Origin of the sequence: Micrococcus sp. KRD096 (assembly GCF_017168495.1) — a bacterium.
Taxonomy (GTDB): domain Bacteria; phylum Actinomycetota; class Actinomycetes; order Actinomycetales; family Micrococcaceae; genus Micrococcus; species Micrococcus luteus.
Genome location: NZ_JABFAY010000017.1, coordinates 143595 through 163677 on the forward strand (window position 1 = coordinate 143595; position 20083 = coordinate 163677).

General features: G+C 72.4%; 17 protein-coding genes. 5 read left to right on the forward strand and 12 right to left on the reverse strand.

Going from position 1 to position 20083, the window contains the following annotated elements; genetic code table 11:
- Window positions 1–25: 25 nt before the first annotated feature.
- From trpS to J1M41_RS08530, 3 genes are read right to left on the reverse strand one after another with little or no spacing between them, the layout of a single operon-like run.
- A complete protein-coding gene (gene trpS, locus J1M41_RS08520) occupies window positions 26–1108 on the reverse strand; it encodes a tryptophan--tRNA ligase (protein WP_002856591.1) in 1083 nt (360 codons plus the stop codon).
- A 26-nt stretch (window positions 1109–1134) separates the two neighbouring features.
- A complete protein-coding gene (locus tag J1M41_RS08525) occupies window positions 1135–2061 on the reverse strand; it encodes an exodeoxyribonuclease III (protein ID WP_060973412.1) in 927 nt (308 codons plus the stop codon).
- Window positions 2061–2624, reverse strand: a complete 564-nt coding sequence (locus J1M41_RS08530) for a hypothetical protein (protein ID WP_206451563.1) — start codon at window positions 2622–2624, stop codon at window positions 2061–2063. The genes J1M41_RS08525 and J1M41_RS08530 overlap by 1 nt, the downstream gene beginning before the upstream one ends.
- A gap of 172 nt (window positions 2625–2796) precedes the next feature.
- Between J1M41_RS08530 and J1M41_RS08535 the strand changes: the two genes are divergently transcribed.
- Window positions 2797–4215, forward strand: coding sequence for an MFS transporter (locus J1M41_RS08535; RefSeq protein WP_135019849.1), 1419 nt, complete (start codon window positions 2797–2799; stop codon window positions 4213–4215).
- A gap of 16 nt (window positions 4216–4231) precedes the next feature.
- On the opposite strand, the gene J1M41_RS12325 is transcribed toward J1M41_RS08535, so the two are convergent.
- The 4 genes from J1M41_RS12325 to glyA all read right to left on the reverse strand — a co-directional run bounded on the left by J1M41_RS12325 (window position 4232) and on the right by glyA (window position 9408).
- Window positions 4232–6121, reverse strand: coding sequence for an ABC transporter permease (locus tag J1M41_RS12325; protein WP_102708605.1), 1890 nt, complete (start codon window positions 6119–6121; stop codon window positions 4232–4234).
- 3 nt (window positions 6122–6124) lie between these two features.
- Window positions 6125–7111 (reverse strand): ABC transporter ATP-binding protein, encoded by a 987-nt coding sequence (locus J1M41_RS08545; RefSeq protein ID WP_206451564.1) that lies wholly within the window; start codon window positions 7109–7111, stop codon window positions 6125–6127.
- Between the two features lie 97 nt (window positions 7112–7208).
- The gene (locus tag J1M41_RS08550) at window positions 7209–8120 is read right to left on the reverse strand and encodes a bifunctional methylenetetrahydrofolate dehydrogenase/methenyltetrahydrofolate cyclohydrolase (protein ID WP_206451565.1); all 912 of its coding nucleotides are present in this window, start codon (window positions 8118–8120) and stop codon (window positions 7209–7211) included.
- A 7-nt stretch (window positions 8121–8127) separates the two neighbouring features.
- Window positions 8128–9408: a serine hydroxymethyltransferase gene (gene glyA, locus J1M41_RS08555; RefSeq protein WP_010079361.1), complete on the reverse strand. Its 1281-nt coding sequence runs from the start codon at window positions 9406–9408 to the stop codon at window positions 8128–8130.
- 227 nt (window positions 9409–9635) lie between these two features.
- Here glyA and J1M41_RS08560 point away from each other — a divergent pair, with 227 nt between their 5' ends.
- Window positions 9636–11150, forward strand: coding sequence for a catalase (locus tag J1M41_RS08560; protein WP_119217521.1), 1515 nt, complete (start codon window positions 9636–9638; stop codon window positions 11148–11150).
- A gap of 105 nt (window positions 11151–11255) precedes the next feature.
- On the opposite strand, the gene J1M41_RS08565 is transcribed toward J1M41_RS08560, so the two are convergent.
- Window positions 11256–12812 carry a hypothetical protein gene (locus J1M41_RS08565; protein WP_206451566.1) on the reverse strand — a complete coding sequence of 519 codons (1557 nt, stop codon included), beginning with the start codon at window positions 12810–12812 and terminating at the stop codon, window positions 11256–11258.
- A gap of 179 nt (window positions 12813–12991) precedes the next feature.
- Here J1M41_RS08565 and J1M41_RS08570 point away from each other — a divergent pair, with 179 nt between their 5' ends.
- From J1M41_RS08570 to J1M41_RS08580, 3 genes are read left to right on the forward strand one after another with little or no spacing between them, the layout of a single operon-like run.
- On the forward strand, window positions 12992–13897 hold the full coding sequence (locus J1M41_RS08570; RefSeq protein WP_206451567.1) for a formyltetrahydrofolate deformylase: 906 nt from the start codon (window positions 12992–12994) through the stop codon (window positions 13895–13897).
- Between the two features lie 55 nt (window positions 13898–13952).
- Entirely contained in the window at window positions 13953–14474 is a 522-nt protein-coding gene (locus J1M41_RS08575) for a gamma carbonic anhydrase family protein (protein WP_036314590.1), read from the forward strand.
- Window positions 14475–14498: 24 nt separating this feature from the next.
- On the forward strand, window positions 14499–15503 hold the full coding sequence (locus tag J1M41_RS08580; RefSeq protein ID WP_206451568.1) for a D-isomer specific 2-hydroxyacid dehydrogenase family protein: 1005 nt from the start codon (window positions 14499–14501) through the stop codon (window positions 15501–15503).
- A gap of 28 nt (window positions 15504–15531) precedes the next feature.
- On the opposite strand, the gene J1M41_RS08585 is transcribed toward J1M41_RS08580, so the two are convergent.
- Genes J1M41_RS08585 through J1M41_RS08600 form a run of 4 tightly spaced genes read right to left on the reverse strand, consistent with a single transcriptional unit; the run spans window position 15532 to window position 20031 of the window.
- The gene (locus J1M41_RS08585; protein ID WP_041102958.1) at window positions 15532–16824 is read right to left on the reverse strand and encodes an ABC transporter ATP-binding protein; all 1293 of its coding nucleotides are present in this window, start codon (window positions 16822–16824) and stop codon (window positions 15532–15534) included.
- Window positions 16825–16859: 35 nt separating this feature from the next.
- Window positions 16860–17762, reverse strand: a complete 903-nt coding sequence (locus tag J1M41_RS08590; protein ID WP_080695955.1) for a carbohydrate ABC transporter permease — start codon at window positions 17760–17762, stop codon at window positions 16860–16862.
- Entirely contained in the window at window positions 17759–18730 is a 972-nt protein-coding gene (locus J1M41_RS08595; RefSeq protein WP_041102962.1) for a carbohydrate ABC transporter permease, read from the reverse strand. The genes J1M41_RS08590 and J1M41_RS08595 overlap by 4 nt, the downstream gene beginning before the upstream one ends.
- Entirely contained in the window at window positions 18727–20031 is a 1305-nt protein-coding gene (locus tag J1M41_RS08600) for an extracellular solute-binding protein (protein WP_144826109.1), read from the reverse strand. The genes J1M41_RS08595 and J1M41_RS08600 overlap by 4 nt, the downstream gene beginning before the upstream one ends.
- Window positions 20032–20083: the final 52 nt, after the last annotated feature.

Genomic DNA, 20083 nt, shown 5'->3' on the forward strand with positions numbered 1-20083 from the left:
GGCCGCGGGGCCGGTGCGGCCCGGCTCAGCGCAGCGGCGGCAGGAAGCCGACCTTGGCGTAGACGTCCTCGAGCACGGGCGTGGCCACGGCGCGGGCCTTCTCGGCGCCGGCGGCGAGGATGCGGTCGAGCTCGGCGGGGTCGTCCAGCAGCGCGAGGGCGCGCTCGCGCACGGGGGCCAGGCGCTCGACGACGGCGTCCGCCACCGCGACCTTGAGGTGCCCGTACATCTTGCCGACGAACTCCTCCTCGAGCTGCGGGATCGGCGTGCCGGACACCGCGGAGAGGATGGTCAGCAGGTTGGAGACGCCGGGCTTGGCCTCGCGGTCGAAGCGCACCTCGGTGCCGTCGTCGGTGACCGCGGACTTGATCTTCTTGGCGGTCTTCTTCGGCTCCTCGAGGATGTTGATGAGCCCGTTCGGGGACGCCGCGGACTTGGACATCTTCGACGTGGGGTCCTGCAGGTCGTAGATGCGCGCGCCGGTCTCCGGGTAGAAGCCGGTGGGCACCACGAACGTCTCGCCGTAGCGGTGGTTGAAGCGCTGGGCGAGGTCGCGGGTGAGCTCCACGTGCTGGCGCTGGTCGTCGCCCACGGGCACGCCATGCGGCTGGTAGAGCAGGATGTCCGCGGCCATGAGCATGGGGTACGCGAGCAGGCCGACACCGGCCGCGTCCGCGCCCTGCTTGGCGGACTTGTCCTTGAACTGGGTCATGCGCATGGCCTCGCCCATGCCGGTCATGCAGGTCAGCACCCAGGCCAGCTGCGCGTGCTCGGGCACCTGGGACTGGACGAACAGCGTGGAGCGCTCGGGGTCGATGCCGCCGGCGATGAACTGCGCGGCGGCCACCCGCGTGCGCTCCGCGAGCGCGGCCGGGTCCTGCGGCACGGTGATGGCGTGCAGGTCGGGGATGAAGAAGAACGCCTCGAAGTCGGCCTGGGTGCGCTCCCAGTTCACGAGGGCGCCGAGGTAGTTGCCCAGGTGGAGGGAGTCCGCCGAGGGCTGCATGCCGGAGAGCACGCGGTGCCGGGCGGACGCGCCGGCCAGGTGGGCGGTGGCGGCGGCGTCCTGGGCCAGGACGTCCTGCACGGAGTTCTTCTTCATGGTCATCTCAGCCTCGGGTCTCTCCTGCACGGTCAGAACTGGTAGTCGACCACGAGCGGGGCGTGGTCGGAGAAGCGGGTGCCCCAGCTGGGGGCGCGGTCCACGACGGCGGTCGTCGCCCGCTCGGCCAGGCCCGCGGTCGCCATGTGGTAGTCGATGCGCCACCCGGCGTCGTTGTCGAAGGCCTTGCCGCGCATGGACCACCACGTGTACGGGCCCGGCACCGGCCCGGCGAGAGCGCGGTGCACGTCCGTGAAGCCGAGCTCGCCGAAGAACCGGTCGAAGTAGGCGCGCTCCTCGGGCAGGAAGCCGGCCTTCTTCACGTTGCCCTTCCAGTTCTTGATGTCCAGCTCGGTGTGGCCCACGTTGAGGTCGCCCGTGACGAGGGCGTGCCCCTCCCCCGCAGCCAGCTCGGAGAGGCGGCGGACCATCTCGTCGAGGAACCGGTACTTGTCCACCTGCTTCGGGGTGTCGACCTCGCCCGAGTGCACGTACGCGGAGACCACGGTCAGCGGCGAGCCGTCCGGCAGGCGCAGGTCGGCCTCGATCCAGCGGCCGGCGTCGTCGAAGTATCCGTCGGCGTCGGCGATGCCGGTGCGGACCTCGCCGAGCGGGAACCGCGAGGCGATCGCGACGCCGGCCCGCCCCTTGGCGGCGGCCACGGCGTCCGCCAGGTGCACCTCGTCCCAGTCCTCGCCCACGATCTCGCGGACCAGCTGCGCCGTGACGTCCGCGGGGGCGCGCACCTCCTGGAGGGTGAGCACGTCCACGCCGCGGCCGGCGAACCACTCGCGCATGCCCTTGCGGTGCGAGGCGCGGATGCCGTTGACGTTCACGGTGGCCACGCGCACGGCGCCGTCGGCCTTGGGCGCCCCGGCGTGGGCGTGCACCACGGGCTCGCCCTCGGCGGGCTCGGGGTACTTCCCGGTGACGGGGTCCTTCTCGGGCAGCGCCGTCATCAGCCGATCACCGTCCCGCTCACCGGGCCCTCGGCGCCGCCGGCCCGGGACTCCTTGATCATGTCGCGGGCGTTGGAGGCCGTGATGTCGATGGTCTCCAGGGCGCGGTCCACCATCTCGCGGTCCATGCCCTCGCCCGCGGCGAGCTGCTCGCGCACCACGCGCACCTGCACCTGGGCGATCTTGAACGAGTGGTCCAGCTTGGTGTCCCGCATGGGGTCCGCGGCCGGCGCCGGCGGGGCCACCGCGGGGGCTGCGGCGTCGGTGTCCCGGCCGCGCAGGGCGGCGACGTCGGCGCGGGCGTTCTGCATGGCGGTGTCCACCTTTCGGCCCGCGGCCTGGACGCCGCGGCGCATCTGCAGGTACACGACCACCGCGAACACGAGCCAGCCGGCGGCGACGGCGACCACGAGCCACCCGATCACGTCGTTCTGGTTCGCGGCGAAGATGATCGCCACGATCAGGATGACGATCATCGCGACGAAGCCGAGCGATCCCACGCGCAGGCCGGCGCGGGGGCCGCGGCGCGCGCCGTCGGGACCGGGGGTCAGGGACTGGGACATGGGTGCTCCTCCGGAGGGGCTCGTGGGGTCTGCCCTCCATCATCCCGCATCGTGGGGTGGGGTCCGAATCGGGCGGCCCGCGTCGGTGCCTATCCTGAGGCGATGACCCCCCGCCCCCCGCACGTCCGGGGCCTTCACCCCTGACCAGCGCCGCATCCTCACCGCACTGCTCATGCCGCTCTTCCTCGCGCTGATGAGCGTGTCCGTGGTGAACGTGGCGCTGCCGGCCATCGAGTCGGGCCTGGACGCCACGAGCGCGGATCTGCAGTGGGTGCTGGCGGGGTACACGCTGACGTTCGGCACCGTGCTCGTGGCCGCGGGCCGCGCCGGCGACCTGTGGGGGCGCAAGAACCTGTTCCTGGCGGGCATCACGCTGTACATGCTCGGCTCCCTGCTCTCCGGCCTGGCCGGGGACACTCTGCTGCTCAATGCCGGGCGCCTGCTCACGGGCCTGGGCGCGGGCGTGTTCAACCCCCAGGTCATCGGGTTCATCCAGTCGAACTTCCACGGCCGCGCCCGCGGGCGGGCCTACGGGCTCTTCGGCACCGTGGTGGGCCTCGGCGTGGCCGTGGGGCCCCTGCTCGGCGGGCTGTTCCTCGGCGCGTTCGGCCCCGAGTGGGGCTGGCGCTCCACGTTCCTCATGAACGTGCCCGTGGGCCTGGCCGCCGTCGCGATGGGCGCCCTCTGGCTGCCGCCGCCCACCCGCGTGCACGGCCTGCCCCCCGCCCCCGGACCGCGCGGGATCGCCGCGCTCGACCCGGTGGGCGCCCTGCTGCTCGGCGCCGGCGGGGTGAGCCTCATGGTGCCGTTCATCGTCCCGGGCACCGCCTGGCTGCTGGTGCTCGCCGCCGCGCTCGTGACGGCGTGGTGGCTGTGGGAGAAGCGCGTGAAGGCCCGGGCGTCGGCCACCGGCGTGCAGCCCATGGTGGACCCGGCCCTGTTCCGGCGGCCGTCCTTCACGATCGGCGCGCTCGAGTCCACCATCTACCTGGCCACCATGCCGGCGGTGTTCGCGATCGTGGCGATCTTCCTGCAGCGCGGCATGGGGTTCACGCCGCTCGAGGCCGGCCTCGTGGGTCTGCCCGGCGCCGTCGTCGTGGCCTCCCTGTCCCCGTGGGTGGGTTCGATGGTGCAGCGGCGGGGGCCCGTGCTCGTGCTGCTCGGCGCTCTGGTGGGCCTCGTGTCGCTGGGGGTGCTCGCGCTCGCGTTCGAGCGCAGCGCGGCCGGCGCGTGGTCGCCGTGGATCGTGGGGGTGGGGCTGATCGTGCAGTCGGCCTCGCAGGCCCTGCTGCTCACCAGCACGCAGGTGCTGATGATGGACGACGTCGCCGGCCACGAGGCGGGGGCGGCCGGCGGCGTCGCCCAGACGGCGCAGCGTCTCGGCACCGCCCTGGGCCTGTCCGTGGTGACGGGCGCGTTCTTCGCGGCCCTGGCCGGCGCCGCAGCCGAGAGCGCCGGTCCGCCGTCGGCCGCGGCGTACGCGCACGCGGCCTCGACCGCCATGGGCATGGTGGCCGTGTGCTGGGCGCTCACCGCCGCGGTCGCGGCCCTGGACGTGGTCCGGCGGCGCCGCGCCGCGCGCGCGGCCTGACCGGCCCGCGGGGGCCTCAGCGCAGGAACAGCGCGCCGAGCCGGCGGGCGGCGAGCCACACCCCGACGCCGGCCATCACCACGAAGTAGAGGACGTGGCCGGCGGTCGCCCAGCTCAGCACGCCCACCGCGAGGGCGCGCATCATCTCCACGGCGTGCCACAGCGGGAACACGCGGATCACCCACTGGATCGGCTCCGGGTAGACCGCGAGCGGGAAGAACGTGGCCGAGAACAGGAACATGGGCATCAGCACGATCTGGACCCAGTCCATGTGCTGGAACGTCTTCATCCAGCTCGTCACCGCCATGCCGAGGGAGGCGAAGCCCAGCGCCACGAGCAGGGCGCCGGGGATCATGAGCAGCGCCGTCCACGAGGTGACGAGCCCGGCCACGGTCATGACGATCAGGAAGCCGACCGCGTAGATCAGCCCGCGCAGCAGCGCCATCGCGATCTCCCCGAGCGCCACGTCCAGCGGGCCCAGCCGCGTGGAGAGCATGGTCTGGTACGTCTTCGCGTAGCGCAGCTTGAAGAACACGTTCCACGTGGAGTCGTAGATGGCGCCGTTCATCGCCGAGACCGCCAGCAGTGCGGGGGCGAGGTACATGCCGTACGGGACGGGGGTGCCGTCCGGGCCGGCCACGTCGCCGACCAGCGCACCGAGACCCAGTCCCAGGGAGGCCAGGTAGAGCACGGGCTCGAAGAACCCGGAGAAGAACACCACCCAGTTGTTGGACTTCAGGGAGAGGAACGCCCGCTCCATCACCGCGCGCACGTTGCCCGAGTACGCGCCGGCCAGCGGCCCGCGGCGCACGGGGATCTCGGGCATGGGCGGCACGGCGACGGCGTGTTCCCGCACCACCGACGACGACGGCGCGGCCGGGTCCGCCTGCGCGGCGGCGGGTGCGACGTCGGCGCGGGCGGCCCCGGTGCGCGCGGCACGGCTGCCCAGGCGCGGGGCACGGCGGCCCAGGCGCGGGGCACGGTCCCGACGGGCGGCCGTGACGGCGCCGCGGTCCGGGGTGCCTCGGACCCAGCCGAGGCGGCGCGTGTAGATCCGCACCGCGAGCCAGGCCCCGCCGAGCGCGAGAGCCAGCAGGAACGCCACGTGCACCACGGTGAGCCAGGCCGGCTCGACCATCCGGTAGGAGAGCACGCGGCCGAGCTGGGCGGCGTGCCACTGCGGGGAGAGCCAGCCGATCCAGCGCAGCCACACCGGCAGCGCCTCGAGCGGGTAGAAGGTGGCGGAGAACAGGAACAGGGGCATGACCACGAGCCGCTGCAGGGTGGCGAACTGGCCCTTGTCCTCCTTCAGGGAGGCCGCGAACGCCATGATCGGCGCGCCGACGGCGAGTCCGCCGAGCGTGGCGGTGAGGACCTGCACCCACGCCCACGGGCTGGAGACCACGCCGAACGCCAGCATCACCAGCAGGAACACGGCAGCCTGGAACACGAACCGCAGGCTCACGGCCGCGAGGTGGCCCAGGGCGATCTGCGCCGGAGACAGCGGAGTGGCCTGCGCCGCGTAGTACGTGCGCTGCCACTGGAACCCGCCCATCACCGGGTAGGAGAACTCGACGGACGCGGTCATCAGCGCGCCCGAGGCCAGCAGCGCCGGGGCGATGAACGCGACGTAGGAGACCCCGCCCAGGGCGTCCTGCGGCATCCCCCCGCCCATGAGCTGGGCCAGGCCCAGGCCCATGGCCAGCAGGTAGAGCACGGGCTCGCCGAGCGCCCCGACGAGCAGCACCGCGCCGTAGCGACGCATGTTCCGCAGCTGGTGCTCGGCGTAGAGCAGGACGCCGCGGCGCCTCACACGCTCCACGGACGCCGCCGCGGTGACCGGCGGGCGCAGCGGCTCGGCGGGCGAGGCGGGGCCGGGGGTCGTCGTCGTGGTGGGGGACGGCACGGGTCAGTCCACCAGGGTGCGGCCGGTGAGGATGAGGAACACGTCCTCGAGGCTCGCGCGGCGGGTCAGCGTGGTGGCGGGGGCGGGCAGGGCGCCCTCGTCGACGAGGCGCTGCACGACGTCGTGCAGGTCGTCCGCGCGTCGGGCGTAGACGAGGACGCGGTCCGGGAGGACCTCGACGCGGTGCACGACGCCGTCACCCGCGTGGGCCTGGACGGTGCGGGCTGCGGCCTCGTTGCGGTCCGCGCCGAAGCGCGCCTCGAGGACCTCGCGGGAGGCGTGCTCGCGGATGAGCTCGGCGGGGGTGCCGGCGGCCATGATCTCGCCGCCGTCGACCACGACGAGCCGGTCGCACAGCTGCTCCGCCTCGTCCATGTGGTGCGTGGTCAACAGCAGCGTGGTGCCGCGTTCCTTGAGCCGGTAGAGGCGGTCCCACAGGATGTGGCGGGCCTGCGGGTCCAGGCCCGTGGTGGGCTCGTCGAGGAGGAAGAGGGCCGGCTCGTTGACCAGGGCGCGGGCGATCACGAGCCGGCGCTTCATGCCGCCGGAGAGGTCGGTGACCTTGGCGTCCGCCTTCTCGGTGAGCTGGGCGAAGGCCAGCAGCTCCTCGGCCTTGGGCCGCAGGTACGAGTAGGGCAGGCCGAAGTAGCGGCCGTAGATCAGGATGTTCTCCCGGGCGGTGAGCTCCTCGTCCAGGTTGTCCTGCTGGGGCACCACGCCCAGGCGCGCGCGGACGGCCGGTCCGTCCTCCTCCGGGTCGATGCCCAGGATGGTCAGCTCGCCCGCGGTGCGCTGCGAGGTGCCCGCGAGCATGCGCATGGTGGTGGACTTGCCCGCGCCGTTGGGGCCGAGCAGGCCGAAGCACTCGCCGGGGCGCACGTCCAGGTCGATGCCCTTCACGGCGTGGAACTCGCCGTACTGCTTGCGCAGCCCACGGGCACGGATGACGGAGGAGGGGCCGGGGGACGCGTGCAGAGTGGTGGGGCTCACAAGCCGACAGCATAGGCGCACCGCCCGCCCGGACGCGTGCCGCCCCCTCGGCGGCGAACCCTGCGATTCGCAGGGTTCGTCGCGGGAGTGGGAGAGGTCAGGCTCCGGCCCGCTCCCCGGCGCGGCCGTCGTCCTCGGCGGCGCGCTCGGCGGCCTCGACGACGTTCGCCAGCAGCATGACGCGGGTCATCGGCCCGACGCCGCCCGGGTTCGGCGCCATCCAGGCCGCCTTCTCCTTCACGGCCGGGTCCACATCGCCCAGGACGCGGGACTTCCCGTCCTGGCCGGTCACGCGCGAGACGCCCACGTCCAGGACGATCACGCCCTCCTTGACCTGCTCCGGCTTCACCATGTGGGCGGAGCCGGCGGCGGCGATCACGACGTCGGCGCTCGCCAGCAGCTCGTCGAGGTTCGTGGTGCCGGTGTGGGCCAGGGTCACGGTGGCGTTGACCTCGCGGCGGGTGAGCACGAGGCCGGCGGGCCGGCCGATGGTCACGCCGCGGCCGATCACGAGCACGTGCTTGCCGGCCAGCCCCACACCGTGGTGGCGCAGCAGCTCGACGCAGCCGGCCGGGGTGCACGGCAGCGGCGAGTCCAGCTCGCCGCCGACCGAGGCCACGAGCCGCCCCAGGTTCATGGGGTGCAGGCCGTCCGCGTCCTTGTCCGGGTCGATGGCCTCGAGCACCTTCTGGGTGTCCACGTGCTTCGGCAGCGGCAGCTGGACGATGTAGCCCGTGCAGGCCGGGTCCTCGTTCAGCTCGCGCACGACGTCGAGGATCTGCTCCTCCGTCGCGTCCGCGGGCAGCTCACGCTGGATGGACTCGATGCCCACCTCGGCGCAGTCGCGGTGCTTGCCCGCCACGTACTTCTGCGAGCCGGCGTCCTCACCGACGAGCAGGGTGCCGAGGCCGGGGGTGTGCCCGCGCTCGGCGAGGGCGGCCACGCGGCCGCGCAGCTCCTCCTTGATCGCGGCGGCGGTGGCCTTGCCGTCCAGGACCTTCGCGGTCATCGGCGGCTCACCAGCCCTCGAGGCCGTCGTACAGCGGGAAGTCCTCGGTGAGCTTCACGACGCGGGCGCGCAGCGCCTCCACGTCCGGGCTCGGCTTCAGCGCCTCGGCGATGACGTCGGACACCTCGCGGAACTCGGCCTCGCCGAAGCCGCGGGAGGCCAGCGCGGGGGTGCCGATGCGCAGGCCGGAGGTGGTCATCGGCGGACGCGGGTCCCACGGCACCGAGTTGCGGTTCACCGTGATGCCGACCTCGTGCAGGATGTCCTCGCCCTGCCTGCCGTCCAGCTGGGACTCGCGCAGGTCCACCAGGACCAGGTGCACGTCCGTGCCGCCGGTGAGCACCGAGATGCCGTGCTCGGCCATGTCCGGGGCGGTCAGGCGCTCGGCCAGGATCTGCGCGCCGGCCAGGGTGCGCTCCTGCTTCTCCTTGAAGTCCGCGGAGCCGGCGATCTTGAAGGCCACGGCCTTGCCCGCGATCGCGTGCATCAGCGGGCCGCCCTGCTGGCCCGGGAACACGGCGGAGTCGATCTTCTTCTTCAGCTCCTCGGTGGAGAGGATGAAGCCCGAACGGGGGCCGGCGAGGGTCTTGTGCACGGTGGAGGAGACGACGTCGGCGTGCGGCACCGGGTTCGGGTGCAGGCCGGCGGCCACGAGGCCGGCGAAGTGGGCCATGTCCACCCAGAGCCGGGCGCCGACCTCGTCCGCGATCGAGCGGAAGGCGGCGAAGTCGAGCTGACGGGGGTAGGCGGACCAGCCGGCCACGATCACCTTCGGCCGGGCCTCGAGGGCCTTCTCGCGCACCTTGTCCATGTCGATGCGGTGGGTGTCCGGCTCCACCTCGTACGCGGCGATGCTGTAGTTCTTGCCGGAGAAGTTCAGCTTCATGCCGTGCGTCAGGTGGCCGCCGTGCGCCAGGGACAGGCCCATCATCGTGTCCCCGTGGTCCAGCAGCGAGGTCATCACGGCCACGTTGGCCTGGGCGCCGGCGTGCGGCTGGACGTTGGCGTGCTCGGCGCCGAACAGGTCCTTGGCGCGCTGGATGGCCAGGTTCTCGGCCACGTCCACGAACTCGCAGCCGCCGTAGTAGCGGCGGCCCGGGTAGCCCTCCGCGTACTTGTTGGTCAGCACCGAGCCCTGCGTCTCGAGGATGGCGCGCGGCACGAAGTTCTCCGAGGCGATCATCTCGAGCGTGCCCCGCTGGCGGCCGAGCTCGTCCGCGAGCGCCGCGGCGATCTCCGGGTCCACCTCGGCGAGGGGCTGGGTGTTGATGTCGGGCGTCTGCGTCACGGGGGTTCCCTTCGAACGGGGGTCTGTGCGGCCGGAAGGCTCCGGTGCCCTCCATCCTAGTGACCAGGCGCCGTCGTCGGGCCTGCGCGACGGCGGCCCGCGGCCCCGGCGACCGACCCCGGCACCCGGTTCTTTTGACTGATTCAGAAATATGCCAAGATCGGGGGTGACGCCGCCCACCGCGCCGATCGGTGCGCGGCCGACGTCGATCGACGAAGGAGAGTTCCATGACGGAGTACCAGAAGAAGACCCCGCACGCGACCGGTTCCACCCGCCAGAACGGCGCCCCGGCCGTCAGCGACCGCCAGTCCCTGACCGTGGGCAGCGAGGGGCCCATCGTCCTGCACGACACCCACCTGCTGGAGACCCACCAGCACTTCAACCGCATGAACATCCCGGAGCGCCGCCCGCACGCCAAGGGCTCCGGCGCCTTCGGCGAGTTCGAGGTGACCGAGGACGTGTCGAAGTACACCAAGGCCCTCGTGTTCCAGCCGGGCACGAAGACCGAGACCCTCCTGCGCTTCTCCACCGTGGCCGGCGAGCTCGGCTCCCCGGACACCTGGCGCGACGTGCGCGGCTTCGCGCTGCGCTTCTACAGCGAGGAGGGCAACTACGACATCGTCGGCAACAACACCCCGATCTTCTTCCTGCGCGACCCGATGAAGTTCACCCACTTCATCCGCTCGCAGAAGCGTCTGCCGGACTCCGGCCTGCGCGATGCCACCATGCAGTGGGACTTCTGGACCAACAACCCCGAGTCGGCGCACCAGGTGACCTACCTGATGGGCCCGCGCGGCCTGCCCCGCACCTGGCGTGAGATGAACGGCTACGGCTCCCACACCTACCTGTGGGTCAACGCCCAGGGCGAGAAGCACTGGGTGAAGTACCACTTCATCTCCCAGCAGGGCGTGCACAGCCTCTCGAACGACGAGGCCACCAAGATCGCCGGCGAGAACGCCGACTTCCACCGCCAGGACCTGTTCGAGTCCATCGCCAAGGGCGACCACCCCAAGTGGGACCTCTACATCCAGGCGATCCCCTACGAGGAGGGCAAGACCTACCGGTTCAACCCCTTCGACCTGACGAAGACGATCTCCAAGAAGGACTACCCGCGCATCAAGGTCGGCACGCTGACCCTGAACCGCAACCCGGAGAACCACTTCGCGCAGATCGAGTCCGCCGCGTTCAGCCCGAGCAACACCGTGCCGGGCATCGGCCTCTCCCCGGACCGCATGCTCCTGGGCCGCGCCTTCGCGTACCACGACGCCCAGCTGTACCGCGTGGGCGCCCACGTGAACCAGCTGCCGGTGAACCGTCCCAAGAACGCGGTGCACAACTACGCCTTCGACGGCCAGATGTGGTACGACCACACCGGCGACCGCTCCACCTACGCGCCGAACTCCAACGGCGACTCCTGGTCGGACGAGACCGGCCCGGTGGACGACGGCTGGGAGGCCGACGGCACCCTGACCCGCGAGGCCCAGGCCCTGCGCGCGGACGACGACGACTTCGGTCAGGCCGGCACCCTCGTCCGCGAGGTCTTCTCGGCCCAGGAGCGCGAGGACTTCGTGGAGACCGTGGCCGGCGCGCTGAAGGGCGTCCGCCAGGACGTCCAGGCCCGCGCCTTCGAGTACTGGAAGAACGTGGACGCCACGATCGGCCAGCGCATCGAGGACGAGGTCAAGCGCCACGAGGGCGACGGCATCCCGGGCGTCGAGGCCGGCGGCGAGGCCCGCATCTGACGGCTCCTTCCCCCGGCGGGCGCCCGCGCGGGCTCCGCTGAACGCGCGGCGGCCGCTCCCTCACACGAGGGGGCGGCCGCCGTCGTCGTGGGGCGGTTGTTCCGGTCAGCGCTTGCCCCAGCGGCGCTCCTGCGCCTGGGACAGCTTGTCCTTGACCACCTTCACGACCGTGTCCTTGGCGGGCACGGCCACGTTGTCCCGCAGCGGGACGGCGACCTTGTCACGCACGGTCTCGAACGCGGAGGCCGCCACGGCGCCGACCTGGGCCAGCTTCGACTCACCCTCGGCGTCCGAGGCTCGGGTCTCGTCGCGGTCCGCCCGCAGGTCCGGGAGGGCGGCGCCCTCGGTGTCGTCCTCGGCGGGCTCCTCATCCGTGGGGGCGGAGGAGGTGGAGGTGTCCGGGGCCACGGTCGTGGGCGTCGACGACGTCGGCGCGGCGGTCCCGGCGGCTGCCGCCGACTGCGCGGCGCGGGCCTCGCGGCGGGTCGCCGGAGTGGCGTCCTCCGCACGGCCGGACGAGGCCGCGGTCGGATCCAGCTCCGGGGCGCCGCCCAGGGGCGTGGCCGGCGTGGTGCCGGCGTGGGTCTCCGGGGCCTCGGCCCGTCGGGTGGCCGGGGTGGCCTCGAGGGACGGGCGCTCGGCCGCGGCCTCGAGGGACGGGCGCTCAGCCGCGGGCTCGACCGCCGCCGGCTGCGCGACGTCCGCGCCGTGGTCATCGGTGCGCGCCGGCTCGCGGTCCGCCTCCGCCACGCGACCGGGCACCCCGGGCGTGCCGTCGATGCGCAGGGACCCGGCGGCCGAGCGCTCCGCCCCGTCGGCGCCGTTCTGCTGGGCCTGGTCCGACTCGGTGGCCACGACGGTGACCGAGCCGTGCGCGGTGGTGGCGACCGTGTGCGTCTCGAGGTGCTCGCCCTGAGGGACGGGGATCGCGTCCGTGGCGAACTCCTTGGTGGGGGTGTGCTCGGTGGCGACCTCGGCGGCGGGGACGGTCCCGTGCACGTGCTCGGGAGCCGGGGTGAGGTGGCTTCTGTGCTGCGGAGCCTCGGCGGCCGGTGCCGCCGGGGCGGGGGTCTCGGTCACCGGAGACGGGGAGGCCGGGGTCGCCGGGACGTCGGCCGCGGGCGTCTGCTCGTCCAGGGTGACGCCGGAGCCGCCGGCCACACCGGCCGCGCCCAGGCCCACGGTGTCCGTCTCGCGCGCCGTGCTCGGCGCCGCCGCGGCGGGGCGCAGAGTGCCCCGGGTGGCCGGAACCGCGGCATCGCGACGGTGGGTCTCAGCGGCGGCCTCGGTGCTCGGGGCGTCGTGCTGGTCCACGGTCACCCCCGCCCCGCCGGCCACGCCGGCGACGGACTCGTCGGTCTCGCGGTCCGCCGCGGCGGTGTCGAACGCAGCCATACCCCCGGCGGGCTTCACCGCGGCTGCGGGGCGCGCGTCCTTCTCTGCCACCACCTCGTCCAGGCGGGAGAGGCGGGTCGGGGCCGCGGGGGCGGCCGCCTGCTCACCCGCGGTGTCCGCGGTGACACCCCGACGCTCGAGCCGGGTCTCGGCGGCCTCGGCCTCGGCCTCGCGACGACGGCGGGAGGCGATCACCGAGAGGATGATCAGGATCAGCAGCACGACGATGATCGCCGCGATGATCCAGTAGAGGGTGGACTGTGGCATGGGGGTGCTCCTCGGTCGTCTGGGGCGACCGGCCGGGCCGGGCGCCGCGTCGTGCTTCCCGCGCCGCCGCGCGGCGGGGAACCTGGTCTTGAGGATGACACGGGGCCCGGCCCCCCGACCAGGGATCAGCCCCGTCATCCCGCGGTTCCGCGCGGCCGGCACCGCCTACCATCGACGCCATGGACACGGCAGCCCTCTCCCCCAGCCCCTCCCCCGCCTCCGGCGCGGAGCACGCCCGCGTGCTCACGCTGGCCTGCACGAACCGCAAGGGCATCGTGCACGCCGTGACGGGCGCCCTGCTGGGCGTGGAGGCGGACATCACCGAGTCGCAGCAGTACGACTCCCCGGACACCGGCGACTTCTTCATGCGCGTGGAGTTCGTGACCCCGGCCACGCGGGAGGACATCGACCAGGCGCTCGTGCCGGTGCGCGAGGAGTTCGGCATGCGCATGGGCCTGTGGGACGCGGCGCACCGCATGCGCACCCTCGTGATGTGCTCCAAGGACGGGCACACCCTCAACGACCTGCTCTTCCAGCAGCGCGCCGGCACCCTGCCCATCGAGATCCCCGTGGTGGTCTCGAACCACCTGGACCTGCAGCCGCTCGCCTCCTTCTACGGCGTGCCCTTCATCCACGTGCCCGTCTCCAAGGACCCCTCGAGCCGGGACTCCAAGGAGGCCGCGGAGGACCGGCTGCGCGACCTGATCGCCCAGTTCGACATCGAGCTGGTGGTCCTGGCCCGCTACATGCAGATCCTCTCGGACGAGCTGTGCCGGGACCTGGCCGGGATGGCCATCAACATCCACCACTCGTTCCTGCCCTCCTTCAAGGGCGCCCGCCCCTACCACCAGGCGCACGAACGCGGCGTGAAGCTCATCGGCGCCACCGCCCACTACGTGACCGCCGACCTGGACGAGGGCCCGATCATCGCGCAGTCCGTGCAGCCGGTGACCCACGCCCAGACCGCCGCCGACTTCGTGGCCCGCGGCCGCGACGTCGAGGGCTCCACGCTCGCGCAGGCCGTGCGCTGGCACGCCCAGCACCGCGTCCTCGCGGACGGCCGGCGGACCGTCGTCTTCAGCTGAGCCCGGGACGACGGCGCCACGCGGCGCCGTCGTCCTGCCCGCCTAGGCTGGTGGCATGGCCCACATCATCACCGTCGCGGGTGCCACCCCGCGCATCCACGAGTCCGTCTTCCTCGCCCCGACCGCCGCGATCACCGGCGACGTCGAGATGGCCGAGCGCTCCTCGGCCTTCTACGGCGTCTCCGCCCGCGGTGACTCCGCCCCCATCCGCGTCGGGGCGGGCACCAACCTGCAGGACAACGTGGTGCTGCACGCGGACGAGGGCTTCCCGTGCACCCTGGGCGCCGGTGTCTCCGTGGGCCACTCCGCCGTGGTGCACGGGGCCACCGTGGAGGACGACTGCCTGATCGGCATGTCCGCCACGGTGATGAACGGCGCGGTCATCGGCGCCGGTTCGCTCGTGGCCGCCGGCGCCCTGGTGCTCGAGGGGACGCAGGTCCCGGCCGGCTCGCTCGTGGCGGGCGTCCCCGCGAAGGTCCGCCGCCCCCTCACGGACGAGGAGCGGGAGGGCCTCAAGAAGAACGCGGCCACCTACCTGCGGCTGTCCGCCGCGCACCGGGACGCCGTCGCCGGCTGAAGCGGGCCCGGAGGATGTGGGACGGTGGGCACCATGCCCACCACTTCCGCTCTCCCCCGCACCCGACCCGACGACGTCCCCGAGCGCCTGCTCGTCCTCCCCGCGGCGCAGGACGTCGCCGGCACCCCCTACGCCCACGCCCGTCGGCTGGCCGAGCAAGCCGTGGCCGACGTCGGCGGCGCCGCCGTGGCCGAGGGCGACACCTCCGCCACGGCCCTGCTGATGGTCCGCCCGATCCCGGTCGATGCGCTCGCCGCGGCCCTGGCCGCCCACCCCCACGTGAGCTGGGTGCAGCTCCCGTTCGCCGGGATCGAGCCGTTCGTCCCCCTCGTGCGCAGCCGCCCGGACATCGTGTGGACGTCCGCCAAGGGCACGTACGCGCCGCCGGTGGCCGAACACGCGCTGCTGCTCACCCTGGCCCTGCTGCGGGACCTGCCCGCGCGCGTCCGCGCCACCACATGGGGCCCCTCCTCCGGTCGCACCCTGAACGGCCTGACCGCCGTGGTCGTGGGCGGCGGCGGGATCGCACAGGAGTACATCCGCCTGCTCAAGACCTGGGACGTGCACGTCACCGCGGTCCGCCGACGCGCGGGCGACGTGCCCGGCGCGGACCGCACCGTCACGACCGACCGCCTCGACGAGGTCCTGCCCGGCGCGCAGGTCGTGATGATCGCCGCGGCGGCCACCGAGGAGACCCGCGGCATGTTCGACGCCGACCGCCTCGCCCTCCTGGACGAGGACGCCGTGCTCGTGAACGTCGCCCGCGGGGCGCTGGTGGACACGGACGCCGTCGTCCAGGCCCTCGCGGCGGGCCGGCTGCACGGCTACGGCACGGACGTCACCGACCCCGAGCCGCTCCCGGACGGCCACCCGCTCTGGACCGAGGAGCGCGCCCTCATCACGCCGCACACGGCGGACACCCCGGAGATGTGCGTCCCGCTGCTCCACGCGCGGGTCGAGCGGAACCTGCGGGCCCGCGCGGCCGGGACGGAGCTGGAGGGCCTGGTGGACGCCGAGGGCGGATACTGACCCGCCCCCGGCGTCCCGCGGCGCCGGCTCAGCGGCGCGGCGCGTCCGCCTCGTGCTCGGCGGCGTCACGCTCGGCCGCCATCTCGATCTGGCGGCGGCGCTCCTCGCCGGCCCGGCGGGTCAGCTCGGCGCCGACCTCCGGGTCGCGGGTGAGGTTCTCACCGGTCGTCGGGTCGAACAGGTGCACCCGCGTGGTGTCCACCCACAGGCGGGTCGGCGTGCCCGGCCGGGCGCGGGACTCGCCGGAGAGGGTGGCCACGACGACGGGGCGCAGCTCATCCGCATCCAGGTCCTTGGCCAGCGCGGAGAGCATCTCGGCCACGGCCGGGTCCGGCTCGAACTCGATGTAGCCGTACTGCTCGTGGCCCAGCCACTCCAGGTGCGTGAGCGTCGCGTCGAAGGTGGAGCCCCGGTCGCGGCGGCTGTCCTCCACCAGCTCGGCGTCCTCGAAGAACTCCGGCCGCAGGCCGAGGAACACGATGTCCCGCCCCTCGGCGGCGCGGGCCTTCTCGGGCGGCACCGGGATGTCACCGATCGGCGAGGACAGCACGTGGCCGCCCTCCTTCTGCTTCAGCGAGGCGGGCAGGAAGTTCATCGACGGCGAGCCGATGAAGCCGGCCACGAACAGGTTGAGCGGCTGCTCGTAGAGCTCGCGCGGGCTGGCCACCTGCTGCAGCTCGCCCTTCTTGAGCACGGCCACCCGGTCGCCCAGGGTCATGGCCTCGGTCTGGTCGTGCGTCACGTAGACGGAGGTCGTGGCCAGGCGGCGCTGCAGCTGCGAGATCTCCGCGCGCATCTGCCCGCGCAGCTTGGCGTCCAGGTTGGACAGCGGCTCGTCGAAGAGGAACGCGTCCGCCTCGCGCACGATCGCCCGGCCCATGGCCACACGCTGACGCTGGCCGCCGGAGAGGTTGCCGGGCTTGCGCTCGAGGTGGTCCTCGAGCTCGAGCACGCGGGCGGCGTCGCGCACCTTGCGGTCGATCTCCTCCTCGGAGGGCTTGTTGTCCTTGATCAGCCGCAGCGGGAAGGCGATGTTCTCGTACACCGTCAGGTGCGGGTACAGCGCGTAGTTCTGGAACACCATCGCGAGGTTGCGGTCCTTGGGGGCCGCCTCGTTCACGCGGCGGCCGTCGATCAGCATCTCGCCGTCGGTGATGTCCTCGAGGCCCACGATCATGCGCAGCAGCGTGGACTTGCCGGAGCCGGAGGGGCCCACGAGGATGACGAACTCGCCGTCCTCGATCTCCAGGTTCACGTCCTTGATGGCGTGGAAGCCGTCGTCGTAGGTCTTGTCGATGTGGTTCAGGGTGATGGAGGCCATCGGGGGGTCCTTTCAGGAGGTCTCGTGTGCGGGCCTCAGCCCTTCACCGCGCCGTTGGTCAGGCCGGCCACGATCTGACGCTGGAACGCCAGCACCAGGATCACGATCGGGATGGTCACGATGATCGCGGCCGCCGAGATGGCCCCGGTCGGCGACTCGAACTGCGAGGCGCCGGTGAAGAAGGCCAGGGCGGCGGGCACGGTGCGCGCGGTCTCGGTGGAGGTCAGGGAGATGCCGAACACGAAGTCGTTCCAGGCGATGAAGAAGGCGATGATCGCCGTCGTGAAGACGCCGGGGGCGGCCAGCGGGACGATCACCTTGCGGAACGCCTCGAGCGGGGTGGCGCCGTCCACCTGCGCGGCCTGGTCGAGCTCCCACGGGATCTGGCGGAAGAACGCGGCCAGGGTCCAGATGGAGATCGGCAGGGTCAGGGACAGGTAGGGAATGATCAGGCCGACCCACGTGTCGTACAGCCCGAGGGTGCGCCACATGTTGAACAGCGGCGTCACCAGGGAGATGACGGGGAACATCGAGACCATCAGGGACACCGTGAGCACGATCCGCTTGCCCGGGAAGTCCAGGCGGGCGATCGCGTAGGCGCACAGCGTGGCCAGGATGACGGCGATGATCGTGGCGATCACGGTGATGCCGATCGAGTTGCGCAGCGCCGTGAGGAACAGCTCGCGCGAGCCGCCCACGAAGATCTCCTCGTAGTTCACCGTGGACCACTGGGTGGGCAGCAGCTTGCCGTTGGCGAGGTCGGCGGGCGTCTTGAAGCTGGTCGCGAAGATCGAGAACAGCGGGAAGAGGCACCACACGCCGATCACGACGGTGAGGATCCACCACAGTGCGGTGGCCTTCCCGGTGCCGCGACGGTGGGGCGCGCGGCCCTCAGGCGCGCGGCCCTCGGGGGCGGGAGCGGATGCGGCGGTGCTCACTTGGAACCTCCTCGGTCGGCCAGGTCCACCTTGAAGCCCTTGACGGCGATGACCGCCATGAGGGCCACGCACAGGAACAGGATCACGGAGACCGCCGAACCCATGCCGATCTCGAGCCGGCCGATGGACGTGCGGTAGGCCAGCAGCGAGAGGACCTCGGTGCCGTAGGCGCCGTTGGTCATGATGTAGATGGAGTCGAAGATGCGGAACGCGTCCATCGCGCGGAACAGGACGGCCACCATGATCGAGGCCTTCATGTTCGGCAGGATGACCAGCTTCATCCGCTGCCACCACGAGGCGCCGTCGACGGAGGCGGCCTCGGTGAGGTCGCCCGGCACCTGGGCCAGGCCGGCCAGCAGGAGCAGGGAGATGAACGGGGTGGTCTTCCAGATCTCGGAGAGCATGATCACGAACAGCGCGGTGCTGCCCTGCGCGAACCAGTTCAGGTCCGCGTCGACGCCCGGCAGCCACTCGAACCAGGCGTTGATGTAGCCCGAGTCGATCGAGAACATGTAGAACCACGCGAACGCGGAGACCACGGTGATGATGCCGTACGGCACCAGGATGATCGTGCGGATCAGGCCGCGGGTCTGCTTGATGGCGTGGTGCATGGCCAGGGCCAGCAGGAAGCCGAGGATGAGCTCGACCACCACGGTCACCACGGTGATCAGCAAGGTCACCCCGAGGCCCTTCCAGAACACGGGGTCCGTGAGGATCACGCCGTAGTTGCCCAGGCCCACGAACTCGCGGTCGCCCGGCGCGGTGAGCCGGTACTTGAACAGCGAGTCGTAGAGGGCCTGCAGGATCGGGTACAGGACCACGAACAGCATCACGAAGAACGCGGGGCCGGCCAGGAGCCAGCCGAGACGCGCCTCGGACTTCGCGCGCTGGGACTTCACCCGGCGGGGGCGGCGCCCCTCGGCGGCGCGCGGGGTGGATGCGGCGGGTGCGGTGTCGACGTGGCTCACAGCAGACGCTCCCCTCTCAGGACTTCCTGGATGAAGTCGTCGGTCTCGGCCGGGGTGGACTCGGTGACGCCCGACGGCGGCGCGTAGCGCTGCTGGATCGCGGTGGAGACCTCGTTGTAGTACGGGGTCTGCGGACGCGGGGCGCCGAGCTCGAGGGACTCCCGGATGGTGTCCGCCATGGGGTACTTCTCGGCGACCTCGGGGGCGTCGTAGGCCGCCGGGTCGGCGGGCGGGTTGCCGTTCTCGACGAAGTACTGGCTCTGGTGCTCGGTGGTGGTGATGCAGGAGATCGCGTCCCAGGCGAGGTCCTGGTGCTCGGACTTCGCGCCCACCCCCAGGTTGATGCCGCCCACGGGCGGCGCGGCGTCCTTGCCCTCGACGGTGCGGGGGTAGACGGCCCAGCCGATGTCCTCGGGCAGGTCCTCCGGCAGCGAGCCCTCCTCCACGGAGCCGAGGGTGGCCGGCCAGACGAACGGCCAGTTGACCATGAACGAGCCGTTCTTGCCCTGGAAGAGCAGCATGGAGGCGTTCTCGTCCTGCGTCGGCAGGCCGGCGCTGCCGAGACCCTCCTTGCCGATCGTGGAGATGATCCGGGCGGCCGTGCGGCCGGCCTCGGAGTCGAGGTTCGTGGTGACCTCGTCCGTGGGCGCCTCGGCGTTGGGGACGATCTGCTCCCCGCCGCCCTCGATGAGCGCGTTGAGCCACACGGTCATGGACTCCGCACGGGCGCCCTGGACGGCCAGGTCCTTGTCCTGGCTGCGGGCGGCCTCGATCAGCTGGTCCCACGTGACGGGCTGGGACATGTCCAGCCCCGCGGCCTCGGCGACCGACTTGCGGTACCAGAGCAGCTGCGTGTTGGCCCAGAACGGGACCGTGACGAGCTCGTCCTTCCAGCTGGCGGCCGCGAGCGCGCCCTCCAGGGCGTTGTCCTTCGCGTAGGCCTGCATCTCCTCCGGCACGGGGGCCAGGAAGCCGGGCTCGGCGAGCTCGGGGACGAACGGCGGGTCGAGGGACATGATGTCCATCGACGTATCGCCCGCGGCGAGGCGGCGGGTCAGCTGCTCGCGCTGGGAGGCGGCGTCCGTCGGAAGCATGGACGTCTCGACTCTGTACCGGCCGTTCGCGGCGTCGGTGCACTGGGCGGCGATCTTCGCCTGCCCGCCGTCGTCGGGGTTGGTGTACCAGGTCAGGGTGGGCGTCTGCTCGGCCGGAGCACACCCGGCCAGGATCAGCGCGCCCGCGGCGACGGCGCCGGCCAGCGTGGCCCGGCGCCGTTGACGTGCCCGCGTGTCGTGTCTCACAAGTGGAACCTCAATCGATGCGAGTCGGATGTGACGGCCATCATCACGCATC